General features: G+C 75.1%; 23 protein-coding genes. 8 read left to right on the forward strand and 15 right to left on the reverse strand.

Annotated features, from left to right (window positions below; translation table 11 throughout):
* Positions 1-18 precede the first annotated feature (18 nt).
* Complete coding sequence (locus tag WCD58_RS15825; RefSeq protein ID WP_337704020.1) at positions 19-420, reverse strand: sterol carrier family protein; 402 nt, start codon at positions 418-420, stop codon at positions 19-21.
* 19 nt (positions 421-439) lie between these two features.
* Here WCD58_RS15825 and WCD58_RS15830 point away from each other — a divergent pair, with 19 nt between their 5' ends.
* A complete protein-coding gene (locus WCD58_RS15830) occupies positions 440-1,147 on the forward strand; it encodes an SGNH/GDSL hydrolase family protein (RefSeq protein WP_337704021.1) in 708 nt (235 codons plus the stop codon).
* Positions 1,148-1,381: 234 nt separating this feature from the next.
* Here WCD58_RS15830 and purL read toward each other — a convergent pair whose 3' ends face one another.
* Complete coding sequence (gene purL / locus WCD58_RS15835) at positions 1,382-3,679, reverse strand: phosphoribosylformylglycinamidine synthase subunit PurL (protein ID WP_337704254.1); 2,298 nt, start codon at positions 3,677-3,679, stop codon at positions 1,382-1,384.
* Positions 3,680-4,014: 335 nt separating this feature from the next.
* Between purL and WCD58_RS15840 the strand changes: the two genes are divergently transcribed.
* Complete coding sequence (locus WCD58_RS15840; RefSeq protein ID WP_337704022.1) at positions 4,015-4,515, forward strand: hypothetical protein; 501 nt, start codon at positions 4,015-4,017, stop codon at positions 4,513-4,515.
* 36 nt (positions 4,516-4,551) lie between these two features.
* On the opposite strand, the gene purQ is transcribed toward WCD58_RS15840, so the two are convergent.
* Both purQ and purS read right to left on the reverse strand, forming a co-directional pair.
* Positions 4,552-5,247: a phosphoribosylformylglycinamidine synthase subunit PurQ gene (gene purQ, locus WCD58_RS15845; RefSeq protein WP_337704023.1), complete on the reverse strand. Its 696-nt coding sequence runs from the start codon at positions 5,245-5,247 to the stop codon at positions 4,552-4,554.
* A complete protein-coding gene (purS, locus tag WCD58_RS15850) occupies positions 5,244-5,480 on the reverse strand; it encodes a phosphoribosylformylglycinamidine synthase subunit PurS (protein WP_337704024.1) in 237 nt (78 codons plus the stop codon). The genes purQ and purS overlap by 4 nt, the downstream gene beginning before the upstream one ends.
* Positions 5,481-5,522: 42 nt before the next feature.
* Here purS and WCD58_RS15855 point away from each other — a divergent pair, with 42 nt between their 5' ends.
* Positions 5,523-6,155: an MBL fold metallo-hydrolase gene (locus WCD58_RS15855; RefSeq protein WP_337704025.1), complete on the forward strand. Its 633-nt coding sequence runs from the start codon at positions 5,523-5,525 to the stop codon at positions 6,153-6,155.
* 48 nt (positions 6,156-6,203) lie between these two features.
* Here the strand turns inward: WCD58_RS15855 and WCD58_RS15860 are convergent, their stop codons facing one another.
* The 3 genes from WCD58_RS15860 to purB all read right to left on the reverse strand — a co-directional run bounded on the left by WCD58_RS15860 (position 6,204) and on the right by purB (position 9,353).
* Positions 6,204-6,881, reverse strand: coding sequence for a DUF2334 domain-containing protein (locus tag WCD58_RS15860; protein ID WP_337704026.1), 678 nt, complete (start codon positions 6,879-6,881; stop codon positions 6,204-6,206).
* 94 nt (positions 6,882-6,975) lie between these two features.
* Entirely contained in the window at positions 6,976-7,875 is a 900-nt protein-coding gene (locus WCD58_RS15865) for a phosphoribosylaminoimidazolesuccinocarboxamide synthase (RefSeq protein WP_337704027.1), read from the reverse strand.
* Between the two features lie 47 nt (positions 7,876-7,922).
* Positions 7,923-9,353 carry an adenylosuccinate lyase gene (gene purB / locus WCD58_RS15870; RefSeq protein ID WP_337704028.1) on the reverse strand — a complete coding sequence of 477 codons (1,431 nt, stop codon included), beginning with the start codon at positions 9,351-9,353 and terminating at the stop codon, positions 7,923-7,925.
* Between the two features lie 149 nt (positions 9,354-9,502).
* Between purB and WCD58_RS15875 the strand changes: the two genes are divergently transcribed.
* From WCD58_RS15875 to WCD58_RS15890, 4 genes are read left to right on the forward strand one after another with little or no spacing between them, the layout of a single operon-like run.
* A complete protein-coding gene (locus WCD58_RS15875) occupies positions 9,503-10,684 on the forward strand; it encodes a PP2C family protein-serine/threonine phosphatase (RefSeq protein ID WP_337704029.1) in 1,182 nt (393 codons plus the stop codon).
* 23 nt (positions 10,685-10,707) lie between these two features.
* Positions 10,708-12,327, forward strand: coding sequence for a sensor histidine kinase (locus WCD58_RS15880; RefSeq protein ID WP_337704030.1), 1,620 nt, complete (start codon positions 10,708-10,710; stop codon positions 12,325-12,327).
* Positions 12,324-12,761, forward strand: coding sequence for a response regulator (locus WCD58_RS15885; RefSeq protein WP_337704031.1), 438 nt, complete (start codon positions 12,324-12,326; stop codon positions 12,759-12,761). The genes WCD58_RS15880 and WCD58_RS15885 overlap by 4 nt, the downstream gene beginning before the upstream one ends.
* A 31-nt stretch (positions 12,762-12,792) precedes the next feature.
* Positions 12,793-13,833, forward strand: coding sequence for a threonine aldolase family protein (locus WCD58_RS15890; protein WP_337704032.1), 1,041 nt, complete (start codon positions 12,793-12,795; stop codon positions 13,831-13,833).
* A gap of 96 nt (positions 13,834-13,929) precedes the next feature.
* Here WCD58_RS15890 and WCD58_RS15895 read toward each other — a convergent pair whose 3' ends face one another.
* The 7 genes from WCD58_RS15895 to purD all read right to left on the reverse strand — a co-directional run bounded on the left by WCD58_RS15895 (position 13,930) and on the right by purD (position 21,073).
* Positions 13,930-14,715 (reverse strand): potassium channel family protein, encoded by a 786-nt coding sequence (locus tag WCD58_RS15895; protein WP_337704033.1) that lies wholly within the window; start codon positions 14,713-14,715, stop codon positions 13,930-13,932.
* A gap of 19 nt (positions 14,716-14,734) precedes the next feature.
* Complete coding sequence (locus WCD58_RS15900; protein ID WP_337704255.1) at positions 14,735-15,856, reverse strand: pyridoxal phosphate-dependent aminotransferase; 1,122 nt, start codon at positions 15,854-15,856, stop codon at positions 14,735-14,737.
* An 80-nt stretch (positions 15,857-15,936) separates the two neighbouring features.
* Entirely contained in the window at positions 15,937-17,070 is a 1,134-nt protein-coding gene (locus WCD58_RS15905) for a transglycosylase SLT domain-containing protein (RefSeq protein ID WP_337704034.1), read from the reverse strand.
* A 3-nt stretch (positions 17,071-17,073) separates the two neighbouring features.
* Positions 17,074-17,376: a hypothetical protein gene (locus WCD58_RS15910; RefSeq protein WP_337704035.1), complete on the reverse strand. Its 303-nt coding sequence runs from the start codon at positions 17,374-17,376 to the stop codon at positions 17,074-17,076.
* Between the two features lie 55 nt (positions 17,377-17,431).
* Positions 17,432-19,456: a transglycosylase SLT domain-containing protein gene (locus WCD58_RS15915; protein ID WP_337704036.1), complete on the reverse strand. Its 2,025-nt coding sequence runs from the start codon at positions 19,454-19,456 to the stop codon at positions 17,432-17,434.
* A 4-nt stretch (positions 19,457-19,460) separates the two neighbouring features.
* A complete protein-coding gene (locus tag WCD58_RS15920) occupies positions 19,461-19,754 on the reverse strand; it encodes a hypothetical protein (RefSeq protein WP_337704037.1) in 294 nt (97 codons plus the stop codon).
* A gap of 50 nt (positions 19,755-19,804) precedes the next feature.
* Positions 19,805-21,073: a phosphoribosylamine--glycine ligase gene (gene purD / locus WCD58_RS15925; RefSeq protein ID WP_337704038.1), complete on the reverse strand. Its 1,269-nt coding sequence runs from the start codon at positions 21,071-21,073 to the stop codon at positions 19,805-19,807.
* Between the two features lie 264 nt (positions 21,074-21,337).
* Between purD and WCD58_RS15930 the strand changes: the two genes are divergently transcribed.
* Positions 21,338-22,531 carry a glycerophosphodiester phosphodiesterase gene (locus tag WCD58_RS15930; RefSeq protein ID WP_337704039.1) on the forward strand — a complete coding sequence of 398 codons (1,194 nt, stop codon included), beginning with the start codon at positions 21,338-21,340 and terminating at the stop codon, positions 22,529-22,531.
* Positions 22,532-22,534: 3 nt separating this feature from the next.
* Here the strand turns inward: WCD58_RS15930 and WCD58_RS15935 are convergent, their stop codons facing one another.
* Positions 22,535-22,834, reverse strand: coding sequence for a UBP-type zinc finger domain-containing protein (locus WCD58_RS15935; RefSeq protein WP_337704040.1), 300 nt, complete (start codon positions 22,832-22,834; stop codon positions 22,535-22,537).
* Positions 22,835-22,886 lie beyond the last annotated feature (52 nt).

The raw sequence follows: 22,886 nt of genomic DNA on the forward strand, positions 1-22,886 counted from the left end.
GGGCGCAACCGGGACGGCTCAGCCGTCTTCACCCCTTTGGTGAACGTCCACCACCGGGAGCCACCGCGCGATCTCCGCCGCCCGGTGCCCCGAGGCGGATACCCGTTCTGCGGCCTCGTCCCAGCTCAGGAGCCCGAGAGCGAGCGCGAGCCAGGTGGCGGCGTCGGTCTCGACGACGTTCGGCGGCGTCCCCCGGGTGTGGCGCGGCCCCTCGATGCACTGGACGGCGCCGAACGGCGGCACGCGCACCTCGACCGAATGCCCCGGTGCGGTGTGCTCCAGGGTGCGCAGCGACGACCGGACGGCCGCGGCCAGCACGGGGCGGGGCGGGCGCTCGTGCGCCTCGGGGTCGCGGACCCACGGGGCGACCGCGAGCAGCTCCTCGCGCACCTGCGCGGGGTTCGGGGCTCGGCGGGGCACGGTCGACCAGGATAGAGACGTGCCGCGCGCCCGCTCCCTCGTCCTGACCCTCGTGCTCGCCGTCGTCGTCGTGCAGGCGCGGCGGCTGAGGCTCGCGACGACGATGGAGCCCGACCACGCCGCCTACTGGCGCCGCCGCCGACGCAGCCCCGGCGACGTGCTGCTCGTGGCGCTCGGCGACTCGCTCGCCCAGGGGCTGGGTGCCGTGCACCCCGAGCGGTCGTGGGCGGGGCGGCTCGCCGACGCGCTCGAGGCGCGCGACGGCGTGCGCGTGCGCGTCGTGAACCTCGGCGTCGTCGGGGCGACGGTCGCCGACGTGCTCGCCGCGCAGCTGCCGGAGGTGCCGCCGGGGGCGCTCGACGACCCCCGCACGATCGTCGCCCTCGCGGTCGGGACCAACGACGCCGCCCAGGACGTCGCCCCCGAGGACTTCCGCCGCGACCTCGACGCCGTCTGTGCGGCCCTGCCCGCCGGCGCGCTCGTCGCCGACGTCCCGGACCTGCAGCGCGGGGCGCCGCAGCGGCACGCCGCGGTCCTGTCCGCCGTCGCGCGCGAGGTCATCGCCGCCCACCCGGCCCTGCGCCCCGTCGCCCTCGAGGCCGCGACGCACCGGATGCGGCTCTGGGAGGTCGGACCGGACCTGGCGCACCCCAACGGCCGCGGCTACCGGCGCTACGGCCGCGCGTTCGTGGAGGCGCTGGACGTGTCAGCGACGTGGCGTCGCTGACACTGGATGTCCGTATCGCCACGCGCTCGATGGGCGGGGAGAGCGGGCGGGGAGATCACGAGCGCGGTATCGACCTCGACGGGCGCTCGGAGGGGGATGGCGCGCTCCTGATCACCGGAGCCGGGGCGGCGAGCCCGGCGCTCCCGTGATCAACGGGGACCTCGTGCGCACAGGAGCAGCGAACATCCCCTTGAGCACGCCGAGAGGACGCTCGCTGCAGCAAGGCCCGCGCGCTCAGCCCAGGACGGCGGGCAGCGTCGCCTCGCCGAGGGCGCGGAGCTCCGCCAGCGGGAGGTCGGCGACGCCGTCGATGCGCAGCGTGTCCCCGCCGACGTCGCCGAGGCGCGCGGCCGGTTGGCCCGCCTCGACGCACCGGCGGGCGAGCTCCGCCTCGTCGCCCGGGGCCACGGTCACGAGCATCCGCGCACCGGTCTCGGAGAACAGCACGGTCGCGGGGTCGAGGCCCGGCGCGGGCGGCAGGGTCACGGTGGCACCCCGGCCGGTGGCGAGCGCCGCCTCGACGAGCGCCTGGGCGAGGCCGCCGTCGGAGAGGTCGTGGGACCCCGAGAGCAGCCCGTCGGCCGCGGCCCCCGCCATGAGCGCGGCGAGCCGGGCCTCGGCGGCGAGGTCCACGGCGGGCGGGCGGCCGCCCAGGTGGTCGTGCACCACGCCGGCCCACGTCGAGCCGTCGAGCTCGTCGCGGGTCTCGCCGAGCAGCCACACGGCGTCGCCCGGTCGCCCGAGCCCGTGCGGCACCGCCCGCGCCACGTCCTCGAGGATCCCGAGCACGCCGACCACCGGGGTCGGCAGGATCGCCGCCGTGCCGGTCTGGTTGTAGAAGCTCACGTTGCCGCCGGTCACGGGCAGGCCCAGGGCTGCGCAGGCGTCGGCGAGACCCGCGACGGCCTCGGCGAACTGCCACATCACGGCCGGGTCCTCGGGCGAGCCGAAGTTCAGGCAGTCGGTGACCGCCACCGGCACGGCCCCCGACGACGCGACGTTGCGCACCGACTCGGCGAGCGCGAGCTGCGCGCCCGCCCGGGGGTCGAGCTGGCAGAAGCGCGCGTTGGCGTCGATCGACACCGCGACGCCGCGCCCGCCGGCCTCGTCGACGCGGACCACGCCGGCGTCGGCCGGGGTCGCCGCCGTCGTGTTGCCGCGCACGTAGCGGTCGTACTGCTCGGTGACCCAGGTCCGCGGCGCGAGGGCGGGCGAGGCGACGAGCGCGCGGATCTGCCCGGCGAGCTCGCCGGGCCCCGACGGCACCGCCCGCCCGGCGACCGAGTCGGCCTGCAGCGCGTCCTGCCACGCCGGGCGGGCGTAGGGCCGCTCGTAGACCGGGCCGTCGTGGGCGACCGTGCGCGGCGGGACGTCGACCACCGTCTCGCCGTGGTGGGTGATCTGCAGGCGGTCGCCGTCGGTGACCTCGCCGATGACGGTGGCCGTCACGTCCCAGCGCCGGCACACCGCCATGAACGCGTCGACGTTCTCGGGCGTCACCACCGCGCACATCCGCTCCTGCGACTCGCTGGAGAGGATCTCGGCCGCGGTCATGTCGGCGGCGCGCAGCGGGACGGTGTCGAGGTCGACGTGCATGCCGCCGTCGCCAGCGCTGGCGAGCTCGCTCGTCGCGCAGGACAGCCCGGCCCCGCCGAGGTCCTGGATGCCGACCACGAGGCCCGCGCCGAAGAGCTCGAGGCAGCACTCGATGAGCACCTTCTCGGCGAACGGGTCGCCGACCTGCACGCTCGGCAGCTTCTTGCGCCCTGTGCCCTCCGCGAACGTCTCCGACGCGAGCACCGAGACCCCGCCGATGCCGTCGAGACCCGTGCGCGCCCCGAACAGCACGATCTTGTTGCCCGCACCCGAGGCGAAGGCCAGATGCAGGTCCTCGTGGCGCAGGACGCCCACGCACAGGGCGTTGACCAGCGGATTCCCGGAGTAGCTCGGGTCGAAGACGACCTCGCCGCCGATGTTCGGCAGGCCCAGGCAGTTGCCGTAGAAGCCGACGCCGGAGACGACGCCGGGCAGCACGCGCGCGGTGTCCGGCGCGTCGAGCGGGCCCACCCGCAGCCCGTCCATCACGGCCACCGGGCGGGCGCCCATGGCCATGATGTCGCGGACGATCCCGCCGACGCCCGTGGCCGCGCCCTGGTGGGGTTCGACGTACGACGGGTGGTTGTGCGACTCGATCTTGAAGGTGACCGCCCAGCCGTCGCCGACGTCGACCACCCCGGCGTTCTCCCCGATCCCGGCGAGCAGGCGCGCGCGCATCGCCTCGGTGGTCGTCTCGCCGAAGCGGCGCAGGTGGACCTTCGAGGACTTGTAGGAGCAGTGCTCCGACCACATCACCGAGTACATGGCGAGCTCGGCCTCGGTGGGCCGGCGGCCGAGGATGTCCCGGATGCGGGCGTACTCCTCGTCGCGCAGGCCGAGCGCGGCGTGCGGCTGGGTCTCGTCGGGGGTGGCGGCCGCGTGGTCGACGGTGTCGACGGGCGGGACCGAGGAGGGAGCGGGCGGGGAGGACTGCACGGGCGCTGGATCGGCAGCGGTCACGCCGTCGAGGGTAGGCGTCCCCACGGAGCGGTCGCCGCGGCCGTGGCACCCGCCTCACCTGGACCTACGCGCGGTGAGCGCGACGTTACCCACGACGTGCGGTCGGCAAACGGCGATTCGTCGATGTCACCGACTCCACACGGCGCTGTCCACCACACGCCCACCGTGCGCACCGCCACAGGCGGGTATCGGCTCGACCGTTCGCTCGATCGGATGGCCGTTCATGGTCCAACGCGGTCATTTCGTCGCGACACGGCGGAGGCGTGTCGGCAAATCCCGGGGGTGTCGGACCCTCGATACATCATGGAGCCATGACCACCGCCTCCGTCTCCTCGGCGACCGGATCGGCCTCCGGTGACGCGGCCGGCACGCCGGGAGCCGGCGACGCCCTCGCCCGGCTCCACCTCGTCCTCGACCGCGAGCTCCTCGGCGTCCGCCGTCACGACCTCGAGCTCGCGGGCCGCGTACCCGAGAGCGTGCGCCCGCACGTCGACGCGTCCGCCGGGATGCTCGAGCTCCTCGTCGACGACGGCGCCGGCGGGGTCGTCGTCCTCGCGCTCGCGCCCGGCGCGCGGGGCGACACCGTCGTGCCGCTGCTCCCCGCGGCCCAGCCGTCGGAGCCCGGCGGCCGCGACGTGTCGATGGACGAGCCGTTCGACGAGGTCGTCGGCGAGGCCATCGAGGACGTCTCGCGCCTGCTCACCCACGTCGAGCGCCCCGACGAGATGCGTGGCCTCGTGCTGCACCTCGGCGGGCGGATGCTCCTGGTCTACGCCGACCTGTGGGAGCTCCGCGTCACGCTGCTGCCGTAGGCCCCCGCAACGGTCGGCCCCGCGGTCGCTCCTTCGTCACACCCGCGCCGCCGTCGACGCGGCAGGTTCCGTGAGCTGCTGCAACACCGAGGTGAAGAGGCCCAGCCCGTCGGTGCCCGGGCCGGTGAGGCCGTCGATGGCGTGCTCGGGGTGCGGCATGAGGCCGACGACGCGGCCGTCGGCCGAGCTGATGCCCGCGATGTCGCGCAGCGCGCCGTTGGGCGCGGGCTCGGTGTAGCGGAACACCACGCGGCCCTCGGCCTCGAGCGCGTCGAGCGTCGCGGCGTCGGCGACGTAGCGGCCCTCGCCCGACTTCAGCGGCACGGTGATCTCCTGGCCGACCGTGAACCCCGAGGTCCAGGCGGTGTCGGCCTCCACGCGCAGCCCGACCTCGCGGCAGACGAACCGCAGGCCGTGGTTGCGCACGAGCGCGCCGGGCAGCAGACCGGCCTCGCAGAGGATCTGGAACCCGTTGCAGATCCCGAGCACGGGCATCCCGGCGCGCCCGGCCTCGACGACCGGGCCCATCACCGGCGAGCGGGCGGCGATCGCGCCGGCGCGCAGGTAGTCGCCGTACGAGAACCCGCCGGGAACGACCACGGCGTCGACCCCGCGCAGGTCGGCGTCGTCGTGCCACAGGCCGACCGCCTCGGCGCCGGCGTAGCGCACGGCGCGCGCGGCGTCGACGTCGTCGAGCGTGCCGGGGAAGGTGATGACCCCGATGCGCGTCACGACACCCTCCGCACGACCCACTCCTCGATCACCGGGTTGGCCAGCAGGGTGCCGGCGATGTGCTCGAGCTCGGCGTCGCCGACGGTGTCGTCGACCTCGAGCTCGAAGTGCTTGCCCTGACGGACGTCGGCGACGCCGTCGACCCCCAGGCGACCCATCGCCCGGGCCACGGCCTGGCCCTGCGGGTCGAGGATCTCGGCCTTCGGCAGGACATCGACGATCACGCGTGCCACGCCGTCCAGGTTACCGGGGCTGCCGCGGGGTACCGGGGTGGCGTGGAACTCGCACACCTCGGCCACGCGTGCGTCGTCGCCGACACCGGTTCGGCCCGCCTCCTGTTCGATCCCGGCGCCTTCTCGCAGGGCTACGAGACGCTCGAGGGCCTCGACGCCGTGCTGATCACCCACCAGCACTTCGACCACCTCGACGTCGACGAGCTGCCCGCGCTGCTGGAACGCAACCCCGGCGCGGAGCTGATCGTCGACCCCGGCACCGCCGAGCAGCTCCGCGAGCGGGACATCGCCCACACGGTCCGCGAGCCCGGCGAGACGTTCACCGTCGGCGGCGCGAGCATCGAGGTCGTCGGCCACGACCACGCCGTGATCCACCCGGACATCCCGCGCATCCGCAACAACGGCTACCTGGTCGACGGCACCGTGCTGCACCCCGGCGACGCCTTCACGGTGCCCGAGCGCACCCTCGATGTGCTGCTCCTGCCCACCGCGGCGCCGTGGCTCAAGCTCTCCGAGGCCGTCGACTACCTGCGCGCGGTCGCCCCGCGGCTCGCCGTCCCGATCCACGAGGCCGTGCTCGCGAACCCCGAGCTGCACTACGGCATGTTCCGCAACCTCGCCCCGCAGGGCACCGAGGTCCACGTCGCGCCGCGGGGGGAGGGCTTCGCCACGTGAGTGATACGGGTGGTCATGACGACCCGTATCACTCACCTGCCGCAGGCATCAGGCCGTGATCGACCAGTTCTCCGGGTCGCCGGCGACGCGCGGGCGGCGCGGGCCGCGGCGGGGCACGAGCTCGCCCGCCCCGAGCGGGGTGGCGCCGCTGTCCAGGGCCGCGTCGACCAGCGCCTCGGCGGTCGCGAGGGGCACGCCGACGGGCAGCGCCAGGTGCACGAGGTCCGGCTCGACGCGCCGGCGCGGTGCCCGTCGGGCCTCGACGCCGGCGACCGGCCCGCGCCAGGACGTGCGCACGGCGCCGTCGGCGGCGAGGCGGTGCACGCCGGCGTCGTCGACCAGCAGGCCGAGGTCCGCCGCGGCGAGCGCCGTGCGCGTGCCCGCCGAGACCGCCCAGCCCGGCGCGGCGAACCCGTCGACCGCGAGAGCGAGGGCGTCGCGGGAGCGCAGCGCGGCCGTGAGGCGCAGGCCGGCCTCGTGCGCGGGCAGCCGGCGGTACGGGCGGCCGGACTCGGCATCAGGACGCGTGCCGTGCAGCAGGACCGCCTCGCCGACCCGGCGGCGGGCGGTCGCCCAAGAGGCGACCTCGGGGTGCGGGCGCGGCCCGACCAGCCAGGTCGCGGGCACGCGGCGGGCGTCGAGGGCGTCCGCGAGCGCGACGGCCGCGTCGAGCGGCGCGCCGGGCCCCAGGCCGGACACGGACACGAGCAGACGGGCGGCAGCCATGTCCCCCATGAGGCCAGCCGGAGGTGCCGTCCGTGCGACGGGGGGATGAACAGGGCGGCTCGGGTCGGCGAAGCGCGTCGGCCCAGCGCACGGCTCAGACCGCGGGGGGCCACTCCCGGCCGGTGAGGCGCGTGTAGGCCTCGATGTACCGCTCGCGCGTGGCCATGATCACGTCGTCGGGCAGGGGCGGCGGGGCCTCACCGGAGTGACGGTCCCACCCGGAGGCGGGCGAGGTGAGCCACTCGCGGACGTACTGCTTGTCGAAGCTCGGCTGCACCGAGCCCGGCGCGTAGCCCTCGGCGGGCCAGAACCGCGACGAGTCCGGGGTGAGCACCTCGTCGCCGAGCACCAGTGCGCCCTCGGGTGAGAGCCCGAACTCCAGCTTGGTGTCGGCGAGGATCAGCCCGCGCGACGCCGCGTAGGCCGAGCCGCGGGCGTAGATCGCCAGGGTCTGGTCGCGCAGCGCGCCGGCGAGCTCGCGGCCCACGGTCTCGGCGACGACCTCGAAGCTGACGTTCTCGTCGTGCTCGCCCTGCGCCGCCTTCGTCGCCGGCGTGAAGATCGGCGACGGGAGCATGCTCGCCTCGGTGAGCCCGTCGGGCAGCGGGACGCCGCAGACCGCGCCGTCGCGGCGGTAGTCGGTCGTGCCCGAGCCCGCGAGGTAGCCCCGCGCGACGCACTCGACCGGGATCATCTCGAGGCGGCGCACGAGCAGCGCGCGCCCGCGGACCTCCTCGGGGATGCGCTCGTCACGCGCGGCGACCAGGTGGTGCGCGACCGGCGGCGAGGCGACGTCGGCCCCGCCGAGCAGCTCGAACCAGAACACGCTCATCGCCGTCAGCACGCGGCCCTTGTCCGGGATCGGCGTGCTCAGGACGTGGTCGAACGCCGAGATCCGGTCGGACGCGACGAGCAGCAGGGTCTCGTCGTCGACCTCGTAGAGGTCCCGGACCTTGCCGGACGCGAGGTGCCGGTACGAGCTCAGCGAGACCACGGGCGGGCAGGTTACGGGAGACGGACCGGAGGGGAGCTCGACCCTCGCTACAGGATCGGGGCCGGCGTGTAGACCGCCGCGTCGGGACGGTCCGCGACGATCGCGTCGACGCGGCGGGCGATCTCGGCGATCTGCGCCTCCGCGGCCCCGACGAAGGCGCGCGGGTCGCCGACGGCGGCGTCGAGGTCCGCCGACGAGAGCCCGAGGCGGGCGTCGGCGCCGAGCCGGGCGAGCAGGTCGTTGCCCTCGGCGCCCTTCTCGCGCATGTCCAGGGCCACCGCGCGGGCGTGCTCGGAGATGATCTCGTGCCCGGTCTCGCGGCCGACCCCGGCGCGCACGGCGGCCATGAGCACCGCGGTGGTGGCGAGGAAGGGCAGGTAGCGGTCGAGCTCGCGGGCGATCACCGCCGGGTAGGCGCCGAACTCGTCGAGCACGGTGAGGATCGTCTCCAGCAGCCCGTCGATCGCGAAGAACGCGTCGGGCAACGCGACCCGGCGCACGACCGAGTCGGACACGTCGCCCTCGTTCCACTGCGCGCCCGCGAGCTCGCCGACCATCGCCGCGTTGCCCCGCAGCACCACCGCGAGCCCGTTGACGCGCTCGCAGGAGCGGGTGTTCATCTTGTGCGGCATCGCCGACGAGCCGACCTGGCCGGCCTGGAAGCCCTCGGTCACGAGCTCCTGCCCGGCCATGAGCCGGATCGTGGTCGCCAGCGAGGACGGGCCGGCCGCGAGCTGGACCAGCGCGGTGAGCACGTCCTGGTCGAGCGAGCGCGGGTAGATCTGGCCGACGCTGGTGAGGACCTCGCTGAACCCGAGGTGCCCGGCGACGCGGCGCTCCAGCTCCGCCAGCTTCTCCGAGGAGCCGCCGAGCAGCCCGAGCATGTCCTGCGCCGTGCCGACCGGGCCCTTGATCCCGCGCAGCGGGTAGCGCTCGATCAGCTCGGTGACGCGCCGGTAGGCCACGAGCGTCTCGTCGGCGGCGCTCGCGAAGCGCTTGCCCAGCGTCGTGGCCTGGGCGGCGACGTTGTGGCTGCGCCCGGCCATGACGAGCTCGGCGTTCTCCCCCGCGCGGCGGGCCAGCCGGGCGAGCACCGCGACGGTCTTGTCGGCGACGAGGCGCAGGGAGTCGCGGATCTGCAGCTGCTCGACGTTCTCGGTGAGGTCGCGGCTGGTCATGCCCTTGTGGGCGTGCTGGTGGCCGGCGAGCTCGTCGAACTCCTCGATGCGCGCCTTGACGTCGTGGCGGGTCACCCGCTCGCGGGCCGCGATCGACACGAGGTCGACACGGTCCACCACGGCGCGGTAGTCCTCCAGCACGCCGTCGGGTACGTCCACGCCGAGCTCGCGCTGCGCGGAGAGCACCGCGATCCACAGCTCGCGCTCGAGGACGATCTTCCGCTCGGGCGACCACAGCCCGGTCAGCTCGGGGGAGGCGTAGCGCGCGGCGAGCACGTTCGGGACCGTCGGAGCACTCACTCGGCCGAGCCTACGGGCCGGTCGGCGCACACGACGGTGACCGCACCCGGTCCGGGCATCCGGGCCTACTACGGTCGAGGCACCCGTGAGCAGGGATCGAGCAGTCCCTCGGCGGACGAGGAGCAGGAAGGGGGGACGGGATGGAGCCGGTGGACCCTGACGCGTCCGGCCCCCTGCGGGTGCTGCTCGTCGAGGACGACGACGCCGACGCCGTCCTCGTCACCGAGCACTTCGCCGACGCCGACCTCGTCGTGGACCTCGACCGCGCCACCTCGCTGGCCGAGGCCGAGGCGCTCCTCGACGGCATCGACGGGGCCCTCGACTGCGTGCTGCTCGACCTCGCCCTGCCCGACGCCCACGGCTTCGAGGGCCTGCGCCGCCTGCTGCACGTCGACGGCCCCGCGGTGCTCGTGCTCACCGGGCGCCGCGACGAGGCGCTCGGGGCCGACGCGGTGGGTGTCGGCGCGCAGGACTACCTGGTCAAGGACGCCGTCGACGGCCCGACGCTCGCGCGCGCCGTGCGCTACGCCGTCGAGCGCCGCCGCAGCGACTCGGTGCGCCGGGCCCTGCGCGACGCCCAGCTGCGCGCCGACGAGAACGCCCGCCTCGAGCGCGGCCTGCTCCCCACCCCGCTGCTCGACGACCCCGCGATCCACATCCTCGCCCGCTACGAGCCCGGCACCGAGCAGACGCTGCTGGGCGGCGACTTCTACGACGTCGTCGAGAGCTCCGACGGCCTCCTGCACGCGGTGATCGGCGACGTCTGCGGGCACGGGCCCGACGAGGCCGCGCTCGGCGTCAGCCTGCGCATCGCCTGGCGCACCCTCGTGCTCTCGGGCATCGACCCCGACCGGGTGCTGCCGACGATGCACGAGCTGCTCGTCAGCGAGCGCAGCCACCCGACGCTGTTCACCACGCTGGCCACCGCGACCGTCGACGAGGCCCGGGAACGCCTGACGCTGCGGCTCGCCGGCCACCCGCCGCCCGCGCTGGTCGGCGAGGGCGACGACACCCACCTGCTCTCCACCGAGCGCCTCGGCGTGCCGCTGGGGATCGGCGCGGGGCGCACGTGGCCGTCGCTGGAGGTGGAGCTGCCGCCCAAGTGGGCGCTCATGCTCTACACCGACGGGCTCATCGAGGGCCGCCAGGAGAACGGCGAGGTGCTGTGGACCGACGGCCTGCAGGCGCTGCTGCGGGAGGTCACCACGGGGCCGACGCCGTGGCGTGACGACCCGGCGGCGATGCTGGACGCCGTGATGGAGCGCGTGCGGACCCTGTCGACGGCGCGGACCGACGACGTCGCGGCGGTGCTGCTGGTGTCCGACCGGTGACGGCACCGACGACGGACGCGCCCGTGGCCACCTCTCAGGCGGCACCGGCCCGGCGGGCCCGGCGCCTGCTCCCCCGTCCCCGCCGGGGCGAGAAGCGGGGGCTGAGCCGCTGGTCGCTGGGCCGGATCCTCGCGGTCACGGGCGCGATCGTGGCCGCGCTGCTGGTGATCGCCAGCATCATCGGCGTCACCACCCTGTTGGTGCTGAGCGAGCGGCGCGTCGAGCTGGTCGACCGGCTCGACCCCGCCCTGCTGGCCGCCCAGCAGCTCGACGCCGCGACGGTCGACCAGGAGACCGGCGTCCGCGGCTACGCCCTGGCCCCGAACCCGGAGTTCCTCGCGCCCTACGAGCGCGGCCGGGCGGACGAGGCGCGGCTCATCGCCGAGCTCCGCCGGCTCGGCGCGGCGCAGGCCGACCTGCTCGGGGACGTCGCCGCCGTCGAGGCCGCGACCACCCGCTGGCGCGCCGTGTACGCCGACCCGGTGCTCGCCGCCGTCGCCGCAGGGACGCCCACCCCGTCGCCGGACGTCGGCAAGGTCGCCTTCGACCAGGTCCGCGGGGCGCTCGAGGCCCAGCGGAACCGCCTGTTCGCGCAGCGGGACGACGCCCGGGACAACCTCGACGGCGCCGCGGCCCTGCTCACCACCGTCGGCGTCGTCACCCTGGTCGGGCTCGGGCTCGGCATCGCCGGCCTGCTGCTGTGGCTGCGCCGCGTGGTCGTGGCGCCGACCCACCGGCTCGCGCGGGAGGTCCGCGAGGTGGCCGACGGCGACCTCGAGCACTCCGTCGGCGCCGCCGGCCCGCGCGAGATCACCGAGCTCGGCGAGGACGTCGAGGCGATGCGCGTGCTCATCGTCCGCGAGCTCGCCGACACCGAGCAGGCGCGCCAGGAGCTCGACAGCCGCAGCCGCGAGCTGGCGCGCTCCAACTCCGATCTCGAGCAGTTCGCCTACGTCGCCTCGCACGACCTGCAGGAACCGCTGCGGAAAGTGGCCAGTTTCTGTCAGCTCCTCCAGCGCCGGTACCAGGGCCAGCTCGACGAGCGCGCCGACCAGTACATCGAGTTCGCCACCGACGGCGCGAAGCGCATGCAGGTGCTGATCAACGACCTGCTCGCGTTCTCCCGCGTCGGGCGCCAGGGCGAGCCGAGGCGACCGGTGGACCTCGGCGAGCTCGTCGACCGCGCGGCCGAGAACGTGGGGCGCGCGCTGGAGGACGCCGAGGGCCGCGTCGAGCACGGCGACCTGCCGACCGTCCTCGGCGAGCCGGCGCTGCTCACGACCGTGTTCCAGAACCTGCTGGGGAACTCGGTGAAGTTCCGCGGCGAGGACCCGCCGGTCCTCCGCGTCGACGCCGAGCACGACCCCGACGACCCGGAACGCTGGCTGATCCGCTTCCGCGACAACGGCATCGGGATCGACGCCGAGTACGCCGAGCGGATCTTCGTCATCTTCCAGCGCCTGCACGCCAAGGACGCCTACCCCGGCACCGGGATCGGGCTGGCGATGTGCCGCAAGATCGTCGAGCACCACGAGGGCGCGATGTGGCTCGAGCCCTCGGAGGGCCCGGGCACCGTCTTCGTCGTCGCCCTGCCCGTCCTGCCCCCGACCAGCACCGACATCGACCCGGAGGTCGTGCCGTGACCGATCCGATCACCGAGATCCACGTCCTGCTCGTCGAGGACGACCCCGGCGACGTCCTCATGACCCAGGAGGCGTTCGAGCACCACAAGCTGCGCAACCAGCTGCACGTCGTCTCCGACGGCGTCGAGGCGCTCGCGTTCCTGCGCGGCGAGGGCGAGTACGCGGGCTCCCCGCGCCCCGGCCTGATCCTGCTCGACCTCAACCTGCCCCGCAAGGACGGGCGCCAGGTGCTGGAGGAGGTCAAGAACGACCAGACGCTGCGCAGCATCCCGGTCGTCGTGCTGACCACCTCGCAGGCCGAGGAGGACATCCTGCGCAGCTACAACCTGCACGCCAACGCCTACGTCGCCAAGCCGGTCGACTTCGAGCGGTTCATCGAGGTCATCCGCCAGATCGACGACTTCTTCGTCTCGGTGGTGAAGCTGCCGCGATGATGGCTCCGCCACGTGAGTGTTCTGGGTCGTCATGACGACCCGAACCACTCACGAGCGCAGCATCGACCTGCGCTCCGACACCGTCACGAAGCCGTCGCGCGCGATGCGGGAGGCGATGGCGACCGCCGACGTCGGCGACGACGTCCTCGACGGCGACCCCACCCTCGCGAAGCTGCAGGACCGCGTCGCCGACCTGCTCGGCGTCGAGGCCGCGCTCTGGACGCCGACCGGGTGCATGGCGAACACGATCGCCCTGATGCACCACCTGACACGCGGTGACAGGTTCCTCGCGCCCGTCGGTGCGCACGTCCTCGAGGCGGAGCTCGGCACGTCCGCGTGGCTCGCGGGCGGGCTGCCGGCGCCGCTGGCGCACGACGGCGGCCCGGGACGGCCGTCGCCGGGCGCGGTGCTGGCGGCGGCCGGGCACGCCGGTCCCTACTTCGGCCTGCGCACCTCGCTGCTGTGCCTCGAGAACACGCACAACGGCGCCGGCGGGGCCGTGACGCCGGTCGACGAGCACCGCGCGCTGGTGGCGGCGGCCCGGGACGCGGGCCTGGCCGTGCACCTCGACGGCGCGCGGATCTGGCACGCCGCGGCGGCGCTCGACGTCCCCGTCGCCGCGCTGACCGCGGGTGTCGACACCGTGAGCGTGTGCCTGTCCAAGGGCCTGGGCGCGCCGATGGGCTCGGTGGTCGCCGGCTCCGCGGCGTTCGTCGACGGCGCCTGGCGGCTGCGCAAGATGCTCGGCGGCGGCGTGCGCCAGGGCGGCGTGATCGGCGCGGCGGGCCTCGTGGCGCTCGACCAGGCCGGCGACCTCGCCGCCGACCACGCCCGCGCCGCCCGCCTCGCCGCGGGCCTGGAAGCGCTCGGGTGGCCGGTGATCGCCCCGGACACGAACATCGTCCTCGTGCCGACCGCCGCGCCCGGGCCCCTCGTGGCGGCGCTGCTGGAGGTCGGCGTGCGCGCGGTCCCCTTCGGGCCCGGCGTGCGGTTCGTGACCCACCGCGACGCCGACGACGCCGACATCGCCGCCGTCCTCGACCGCGCCGCATCGGTGCCGCTCCCGACCTGAGCGTTGCCAGGGGCGCGGCGTGTGCCAGCGATGCGGCATCGCTGGCGTCTGACGTCAGGATCGCCACATGCTCGCCGGCGCGACACGCCGGTGACGTCAGCTCGGCGCGGACTCCGCGGGTCGGTCGGGCGCGGACTCGAGGACGTCGAGGCGCCGGCGCAGGTCGCGCAGCTCGGCGAGGAGCTCCGCGTGCCGCAGGTCCGCCGGGTCCGCCCGGGGCGGCGCCGCCACGGCCTCCGACGCGTCGCGCGCCCCGACCTGTTCGAGGAACCACGTCGCGATCGCGGCGGTCACGGTGCCCAGCACCGCGATCCCCGCGAGCATCAGGCCCGCGGCGACGAGCCGGCCCTCGGTCGTCACCGGGGACAGGTCGCCGTAGCCGACCGTCGTGATCGTCGTCAGCACCCACCACAGCGCGTCGCCGAAGGTCAGGATCGACGCCTCCGGGGCGTAGCGCTCGGCCTCGAACACCCCGAGCGCGGCGACCACGCTGAGCAGGGTGATCGAGACGAGCAGGTAGCTGCCGACCCGGCCGCGGAAGTCGTCGCGCAGCACCCGCCCCAGCACCGAGATCGCCGCGACCAGCCGCAGCAGGCGCAGGAACCGGAAGAACGGCGCCGCGACCACGAGCAGGTCGAGCGGATGGCGGACGATGAACCGCCCCTTGCGCCGCGCCAGCGTGATCCGGATGACGTAGTCGACGACGAACACCGCCCACACCGCCCACAGCGCCGCGTCGAGCCACCACCACGACGCCTGACCCGGACGGGTCGCGAGCACCTGGACGGCGTAGACCGCGAGGTAGAGCACCGCGAGCCCGGTCAGCGGGTAGTCGGTGCGCCGCTCCCAGGCCTCCAACCGCGGCTCGTCGTCCGGCTCCATGGCCACGGAGAGTAAGCCCCTAGAGCGTCGGGAACCAGCGTCCGAGTCGATCGATCGCCTCGCGCACGTCCGCGGTCGCCCCGGCGAACGACAGGCGGATCCAGGAGTGGCCGTCGATCGGGTCGAAGTCGATGCCCGGGGCCACGGCGACGCCGGTCTCGGCGAGCATCCGCTGCCCGAACGCGAGGGTGTCGTCGGTGAGGTGGGCGACGTCGGCGTAGACGTAGAACGCGCCGTCGGCGGGCGCGAGCCGGGTCACGCCGAGCCCCGGGAGCCCGTCGAGCAGGAGCCGGCGGTTGAGGGCGTAGCGCTCCACGTGCCCGTCGGCCTCGGCCAGCGACGCCGGGGTGAACGCGCTCAGCGCCGCGTACTGCGCCGGCACCGGCGGGCAGACGGTGAAGTTGCCGGCGATCACATCCACCGCCCGGCGCAGCCGCTCCGGCACGAGCAGCCAGCCCAGCCGCCACCCCGTCATCGACCAGTACTTCGAGAACGAGGTCACGACGATCGCCTCGCGCGAGGTGCTCCAGGCGCTCGCGGTCGGCGGCGCGTCCCCGTACTCGATGCCGTGATAGATCTCGTCGCTGATGAGCTGGACGCCGTGCTCCTCGCACCACCGGGCGAGGGCGGCCAGCTCGTCGGGCTCGATGACGCTGCCGGTGGGGTTGGCGGGGCTCGCGACCACGAGACCCTTCGGCGGGGGATCCATCGCCTCGAGCATCGCCACGGTCGGCTGGAACCGGGTCTCCTCGCCGCAGGGCAGCTCGACGACCTCGCACCCGAGCGCGGCGAGGATGTTGCGGTAGCAGGGGTAGCCGGGGCGGGCCAGGACCACGGTGTCGCCGGCGTCGAACGCCGCGAGGAAGGCGAGCAGGAAGCCGCCCGACCCTCCGGTGGTGACGACGACGTCCTCCCGGGCCACCGAGTCGTCGCCGTAGCGGGTGCGGTGGTGCGCCGCGATCGCGTCGCGGAGCTCGACGGTCCCGAGCGAGCTGGAGTACCCGAGGATCTGCTCGTCGAGGGCCCGCGCGGCCGCGGCACGGACGTCGACCGGTGCCGGCGTCGAGGGCTGGCCCGCGGAGAGGTTGACGAGGTCGCCGTGCGTCCGCGCGCGCTCCCCCGCCGCCGCCCAGACGTCCATCACGTGGAACGGGGGGACCGTCGCCCGCACCGCCGGGCCGAGGCGCGCCAGAGTCGTCACCTCGTCACCCTGACATGACCTCAGTAGCCGACGTACGGCTCGCCCTTCGCCTCCGCCACCACCCCCGGCACCTGGGACACCGAGCCGTAGCGCTCGATCGCGTAGCGGACGCCGGCGATGATGTTGTCGATCGGGTTCCGGATATCGTCGTGCCCGGGCAGCTTGTGCGCGTCGAAGGTCGGACCGATCGTCTGCATCAGGCCCTGCGACGGCGTGCCCTTGTCGGCGTTCGAGTCCCAGTTGTTCACCGCGTTCGGATCGCCGCCGGACTCGCGCTCGATGATCGTCGCGATGGCGGCGGGGTCCATCTTGTCCGGCGGCACCCCGTTGGCCTGCAGGATCGCGATGGCCTGGCGGATCCAGTCGCCGACGTCGCCGGGCGGGACCTTGCCGGTCCCGGTCGGGAGCGGGGCACCGCCCGTGCCGGTGACGCCGCCGTCCCCGGCGGAGGCCGAGGTCCCGCCCGTCCCGCCGTCGCTCGTTCCTCCGCCGGTGGCGTCACCGGTCCCGTCCGTCGCCGCGGGCGTCTCGAGCGGACGCCAGGTCAGCGGGAACCCGGGCGGCGGCGCCATCGTCGCGGCGTCCGGCCCGGCGAGCGTCGTGAACGCCGTGAGGCCCTCGGTGATCGCGCGCAGGCGCGTCGCAGCTCCCGCCAGCTCGGCGTCCGCGCGCGCCACCGCGGCGCGCGCCGCCTCGGTCGGTGCGCGCACCGCCTCGCCGGCCATGCCGTCGGCGAGGCCGGGCGGCGCGTCGGGGGTCGCAGCCGCCCGGGCCCGCGCCGCGCCGGCCAGGGCGAGGGCCTGTGACACCTGCCGGTCGACCTCCCGCTGCACGCCCTCGAGCGTCGCCCCGATCTGCTCGAGGGCCGTGCCGGCGTCCGTGATCGCCTGCCGGTCGCGCTCGCCGGCCTTCCCGAACGCGTCGACCCACCCGCCGAACGCCGCCGCGCCCTCGCCCTCCCAGCGGCCCTCGACCGCCGCCGCCCCGCGACCGACCGTGCGCACCGACGCCTCGACACCGTCGCCGACCGAGGCCACCTGCCCGGCGGCGGCCCGAACGGCTCCCGGGTCGGCCGCGCGCACCCGGGCTGCGAGGCCCGCGAGCTCGGCCGCGGCGGGCTCGGCCGCGAGCTGGCCCTCGACGTCGCCCGGCACGGCTCAGTTCCCGGCCGGCGTGAGGGAGTCGGCGACCGCCCGTTCGGTCTCCTGCATGTGGCGCATCGTCGCGTCGAGGGCGCGGTCCGCCTCGCCGAGGCGGGCGCCGGCGGCATCCAGATCGGTGGTCAGCGCCTGCGTCAGCGCCGCGAGCGCGTCCGTCAGGGCCGCCGACGCCGCGAGATCGCCGAAAGCCGGAGGCACGGTCCCGAGCTGGTCCGCGAGCCCCGGCATGCGGGCCGCCTCGCCCGCGACGGCGGTACGTGCCTCCTCGAGCGCGCGGGTGTCGTAGTCGAGACCGGCCATGCGTCGACGGTAGGGGCGCCGGCGCGGTCGCGGGTGCCGTTCGGGAGAACCCGCGTCAGTAGCCGACGTAGGCGTCGCCGCGCGCCACGGCCTCGACGCCGGGCACCTCCGACACCGAGCCGTAGCGGGCGATCGCGTACCGGACGCCGGCGATGATGTTGTCGACCGGCGCGGTGATCTCCCCGTGGCCGTCGAGCTTGTAGGAGTCGAACGTCGGACCGATGGTCTGCATGAGGCCCTGCGACGGCGTGCCCTTGTCGGCGTTCGAGTCCCAGTTGTTGATCGCCTCGGGGTCGCCGCCGGACTCGTGCTCGATGATCGTCGCGATGTCGTCCGGGTCCATCTTGTCCACCGACACGCCCTCGGCCTGCAGGATCGCCATCGCCTCGCGGATCCAGTCCCCGACCTCGCCCTCCGGCCCGCCGGTCGGCGTCGCGGCGTCGGCGGGCCCGGCGCTCGGGTCCGTCGCCTCGCCGGAGCCGGTCGACGCGCTGGTCACGGCTCCGTTCTCCGCGTCGCGGTCGCCGGTGTTGCGGTCCTCAGCGTCGCGGTCGGCGTCGGGCACGTCGTCGGCGGGGAAATCGGCATCGGCGGCGGGGTCACCCGCATCGGATGCTTCGGAAACCGAAGCATCGTCGGAGTCGGCGCCGTTGTCGGACTCGTCCGCGTCGTCGGCGTCGTCGGCGTCGTCGGCGTCCCCGTCGTCGGCGTCCCCGTCGTCGGCGTCCCCGTCGTCGGCGTCCCCGTCGTCGGCGTCCCCGTCGTCGGCGTCCCCGTCGTCGGCGTCCGCGTCGTCGGCGTCCGCGTCGAGGTCGGCCGACGTCCCGGTGGACGAGTCGTCGTCATCGGATGCTTCGGAATCCTGAGCATCGTCGAGATCGCCGGCGGCGTCCCGATCGGCCGACGAGCCGGTGGACGAGTCGTCGTCGCCGGACGAGTCGTCGTCCGCAGACGCCTCGGAAATCGAAGCATCTCCCTCATCGGAGCCGTCAGACCCGGCATCGTCGAGATCCGCCGACGTCCCCGTGAACGAGTCATCGTCCGCGGACGCTTCGGAAATCGAAGCATCTCCCTCATCGGAGCCGTCAGCCCCAGCCTCGTCGAGATCCGCCGACGTCCCCGTGAACGAGTCATCGTCCGCGGACGCTTCGGAATCCGAAGCATCTCCCTCGTCGGAGCCGTCAGCCCCGGCATCGTCGAGATCGGCCGACGTCCCTGTGAACGAGTCATCGCCGGCAGACGCTTCGGAACTCGAAGCATCGTCCAGGTCGGCCGACGTCCCGGTGACCGAATCCTCCTCGTCAGATGCTTCGGAAATCGAAGCAATTTCGTCGTCGAACCCGGCCCCGGTGTCACACGCGTCGTCCGAGGACGCGCTCCCCGAGGAATCCAGCGACGACGTGTCGGTGAAGTCGCCGGACCCGTCGCGACCGCCGGAGATGTCGATGCCCTGGGCGCCGCCGCTCGGGTCGCTGAATGCGGGGACGGTGGCGGCCGGGGCTGCGCGCGTGTCCGGGGTCGGGAGCCGGGAGAAGGCGGTGAGGTCGCCGGCGAGCTCGCGCACGGCGGCCGCGGCGTCGCCGAGCATCGTCTCGGCGCGGGCGACGGCGGCGCGCGCGGCCGCGGTCGGCTCGATCATGGCCTGCGCGGCGAGCTGGTCGGCGAACGGGGCGCGGGCCGGGTCGGCGAGCGCCGCGGCCCGCGCCCGGCGGGCCGCGTCGAGGGCGCGCGAGACGTGGGCGTCGATCTCCCGCCGCATGCCCGCGAGCTCCTGACCAGCGCCGTCGATCCGCGCGAGCACCAGACCGGTCGCCTCGAGCGTGCGATCGCCGGCACGCCCGAGGTCGTCGAGATGGCCGGTCAGCGCCTCGGCGCCCCGCCCCTGCCAGGCGGTCCGGACCTCGTCACCGTGACGGTCGAGCGACCGCAGCGATCCGTCGACGCCCTCGGCCATCGCGGCCAGCCCGCGACCCACGCCGTGCAGGACCTCCGGGTCGACCCGCTGGACGCGGGCGACCAGCGCGCTGAGCTCCTGCCCGCCGGGCTGCGCGGCGAGCTCGCCGACGGCGTCGAACGGCACGTCGTCACGCCGCCAGGGACGCCGCCGCGGCGCCGTCGGCCGCCTGCATCGCGGTCAGCGTCGCGTCGAGTGCGCGGTCCACCCCGTCGAGACGCGACCCCGCCGCTCCGAGCTCGGCGTCGAGCGCCCGCACCACCTCGTCCAGCGCGCCGAGCATCGCCCCGGCGGTCGCGAGGTCGCCGAGGCCGGCCCGGGGCACCGACACCCGGTCGGCCATCGCGGGCACCCGCCGCGCCTCGGCGGCGACACCGGCGCGCGCCTGCTCGAGGGCCGCCGGGTCGAGGACGAGGTCGGGCATGCGGCGGAGAGTAGGTCGACGCCGCGCGCCGGTGGTGCGCTTTCGGAGAATCAGGCGCGCACCGGCATCGCGACGCGGCCGGCAGCTGCGTCGCGGGCGATGTCGGTGCGGTGGTGGCCGCCGGGCAGGTGCACGGCCGCGAGTCGCTCGTAGGCGTCGGCGCGCGCAGCGTCGAGGTCCGGGCCGGTGCCGACGACCGACAGGACGCGCCCGCCGCTCGACACCACGGCCCCGTCGTCGCGGCGCCGCGTGCCGGCGTGCAGTACGCCCGGTCCGTCGGCGCCGCGCAGGACGTCGCCGGTCCGTACCGCGCCCGGGTAGCCCTCGGCGGCCACGACGACCGTGACCGCGGCGCCGTCCGACCAGGTCGGGGCGGGTTCGTCGGCGAGGCGCCCGTGCGCGGCCGCGTTCAGCAGCGAGACCGCCGAGCTGCGGAGCAGGGCGAGGACGACCTGGGTCTCGGGGTCGCCGAAGCGGCAGTTGAACTCGATCACCTGCGGCCCGGACGAGGTCAGGGCGAGCCCGGCGTAGAGCAGGCCCGAGAACGGGGCGCCGCGGGCAGCGAGCTCGGTGACGACCGGGGTGACGATCCGCTCGACGACCTCGTCCACCAGACCCTCCGACGCCCACGGCAGCGGGGCGTAGGCGCCCATCCCGCCGGTGTTCGGGCCGGCGTCGTCGTCACCGAGGCGCTTGAAGTCCTGGGCGGGCACCAGCGGGACCACCGTCGTGCCGTCGACGACGCAGAACAGCGACGCCTCGGGGCCGTCGAGGAACGACTCGAGCAGCACGGGGTGGCCGGCCTCGAGCACGGACGCGGCGTGGCGGCGGGCGGCCTCGGGGTCCTCGGTGACCAGGACGCCCTTGCCGGCGGCGAGCCCGTCGTCCTTGACCACCCACGGCGCGTCGAAGCGGGCGAGGGCGGCGTCGAGGTCGCCGGGGTTGTCGACGGACTCGCTGCGCGCCGTCGGCACCCCGGCGGCGTGCATGACGTCCTTGGCGAACGCCTTCGAGCCCTCGATGCGCGCGGCGGCCGCACTCGGGCCGAAGCAGGGCACCCCGGCGGCGCGCAGCGCGTCGGCGACCCCCGCGACCAGCGGCGCCTCGGGGCCGACGACGACGAGGTCGGCGCGCCAGCTCCGCGCGAGGGCGACGACCTGCTCGGGGTCGGTCGGGTCGGCGAGGCCGGGGTGCTCGGCCAGCGTCGCCGTGCCGGCGTTGCCGGGGGCCGCGGCGAGGGCGGTCACCTGGGGGTCGCCGGCGAGGGCGTGCAGGAGGGCGTGTTCACGGGCTCCGGACCCGATGACCAGGACGCGCACGCCCGACACGCTACGGGGACGCCGCGAGGCGCGAGCTGGCGGCGTGTCGCGCCGGCGAGGATGTGGTGATCCTGGTGTCAGACGCCAGCAAATGCCGCATCGCTGGAACACCCCGGGACATCCGCGCCCGGTGGCGAGCTGGGGGCTTTCCTGACGTTGAACGTCAGCGTGGCCGCCAGGCTGGAACACCCGACGCCGACCGTTCACCACGCCGACGGGCGGGGAGAGTGGCGAGGTGGGGCGGGAGCCGGGATATTGCGCGCGATGACGACGTCGGGGCCGTTCTCGTTCACCCGTCGCTCCGCGCTGTGGGGCGGGCTCGCCGCCGCGGGGGCGTTCGCCGCCGGCTGCGCCGACACTCCCGTGGGCGCCACGGCCGCGCCGACGGGCAGCGCTCCCGCGACCCCGCAGCCGAGCACCACGCCCGGCGGCACCGGCACCGCTCCGGGCGGGCCGAACCGGATCATGGTCGTCGGCCACCGCGGCGCCTCGGGCTACCGGCCCGAGCACACGCTCGCCGCCTACGAGCTCGCGATCCGGATGGGCGCCGACGCCGTCGACGTCGACCTCGTCCCGACGCGCGACGGCGCGCTCGTCGCCCGCCACGAGCCCGAGATCGGCGGCACCACGAACGTCGCGGCCCGCCCGGAGTTCGCTGCGCGCCGCACCACCAAGGTGATCGACGGGACGACGGCGACCGGCTGGTTCACCACCGACTTCACGGTCGCCGAGCTGCGCACGCTGCGCGCCAAGGAGCGCATCCCCGAGACCCGCCCGCACAACACGCTCTACGACGGCCGCTACGCCGTCGTCACCTTCGACGAGGTGCTCGACCTCCTCGACCGCCTCGCCGCCGAGCTGCGCCGCCCCGTGGGCGTGCTGCCCGAGGTCAAGCACTCGACGTACTTCGCGAGCCTCGGCCTGCCCGTGGAGCCGGCCCTCGTCGACACGCTGCGCCGCCGCGGCAAGGACGGCCCCGACTCCGGGGTGATCATCCAGTCGTTCGAGACGGCGAACCTGCGCGCACTGAAGGGCCAGGTCGGCTGCCCGCTGCTGCAGCTGGTCGACGCGGCCGGCACCCGGCCCGCGGACCTCGTCGCCGCGAACGACCCGCGGACCTCCGACGCCCTGATGACCCCGCAGGGCCTGCGCGAGGTCGCGACCTACGCGGCCTGGCTCGGTCCGGCCAAGGAGTGGATCGTCCCGCTGGGCCCGGACGACGCCGGGCAGAACCCGACGCGGCTGATCGACGACGCGCACGCCGCGGGCCTGCGCGTCATGCCCTACACGTTCCGCAACGAGAACGAGTTCCTGCCGCTGCAGCGCCGCCGCGGCGGGCCCGCCGCAGCGCCCGACACCTACGGCGACGCGTTCGGCGAGTACGAGCAGTTCGTCGCGCTCGGCGTCGACGCCGTGTTCAGCGACGACCCCGACACCGCGATCGCCGCGGCCACCTGAGCCTCAGGGCGCCAGCCGCCGGTCGACGTAGCACCAGCGCCACGTCTCGTTCGGCTCGTGCGAGCGCATCACGGCGTGGCCGGTGTCCTCGTGGTGCTTCGAGGCGTGCCGGTACGGGCTCGAGTCGCAGCACGCGACGTGCCCGCAGTCGAGGCACTTCCGCAGGTGCGCCCACGCCGTGTAGCCGGCGGCCGTGCAGTCCGGGCAGATCAGCGTCTCGCCGTCACGCGCGACGGCATCGGGCCTCGGGTCCGAGGCGAGGCCCTCGGTGCCGATGACGAGGAGGTGTTCGCAGGCGCCCACCCGATCGAGTCTAGGCGACGGGAACGGCAGGGCAGGGCCACGAAGGCAGGCC

This window comes from Actinomycetospora flava (assembly GCF_037400335.1).
Taxonomy (GTDB): domain Bacteria; phylum Actinomycetota; class Actinomycetes; order Mycobacteriales; family Pseudonocardiaceae; genus Actinomycetospora; species Actinomycetospora flava.

Bases quoted from the DNA above. Each gene is read 5' to 3' on its own strand.
- WCD58_RS15895 (WP_337704033.1), bottom strand. From the start codon at position 14,715: ATGGAGCCGGACGACGAGCCGCGGTTGGAGGCCTGGGAGCGGCGCACC.
- WCD58_RS15930 (WP_337704039.1), top strand. From the start codon at position 21,338: ATGACGACGTCGGGGCCGTTCTCGTTCACCCGTCGCTCCGCGCTGTGG.
- WCD58_RS15840 (WP_337704022.1), top strand. From the start codon at position 4,015: ATGACCACCGCCTCCGTCTCCTCGGCGACCGGATCGGCCTCCGGTGAC.
- WCD58_RS15910 (WP_337704035.1), bottom strand. From the start codon at position 17,376: ATGGCCGGTCTCGACTACGACACCCGCGCGCTCGAGGAGGCACGTACC.
- WCD58_RS15920 (WP_337704037.1), bottom strand. From the start codon at position 19,754: ATGCCCGACCTCGTCCTCGACCCGGCGGCCCTCGAGCAGGCGCGCGCC.
- WCD58_RS15890 (WP_337704032.1), top strand. From the start codon at position 12,793: ATGACGACCCGAACCACTCACGAGCGCAGCATCGACCTGCGCTCCGAC.
- WCD58_RS15900 (WP_337704255.1), bottom strand. From the start codon at position 15,856: ATGGACGTCTGGGCGGCGGCGGGGGAGCGCGCGCGGACGCACGGCGAC.
- WCD58_RS15860 (WP_337704026.1), bottom strand. From the start codon at position 6,881: ATGGCTGCCGCCCGTCTGCTCGTGTCCGTGTCCGGCCTGGGGCCCGGC.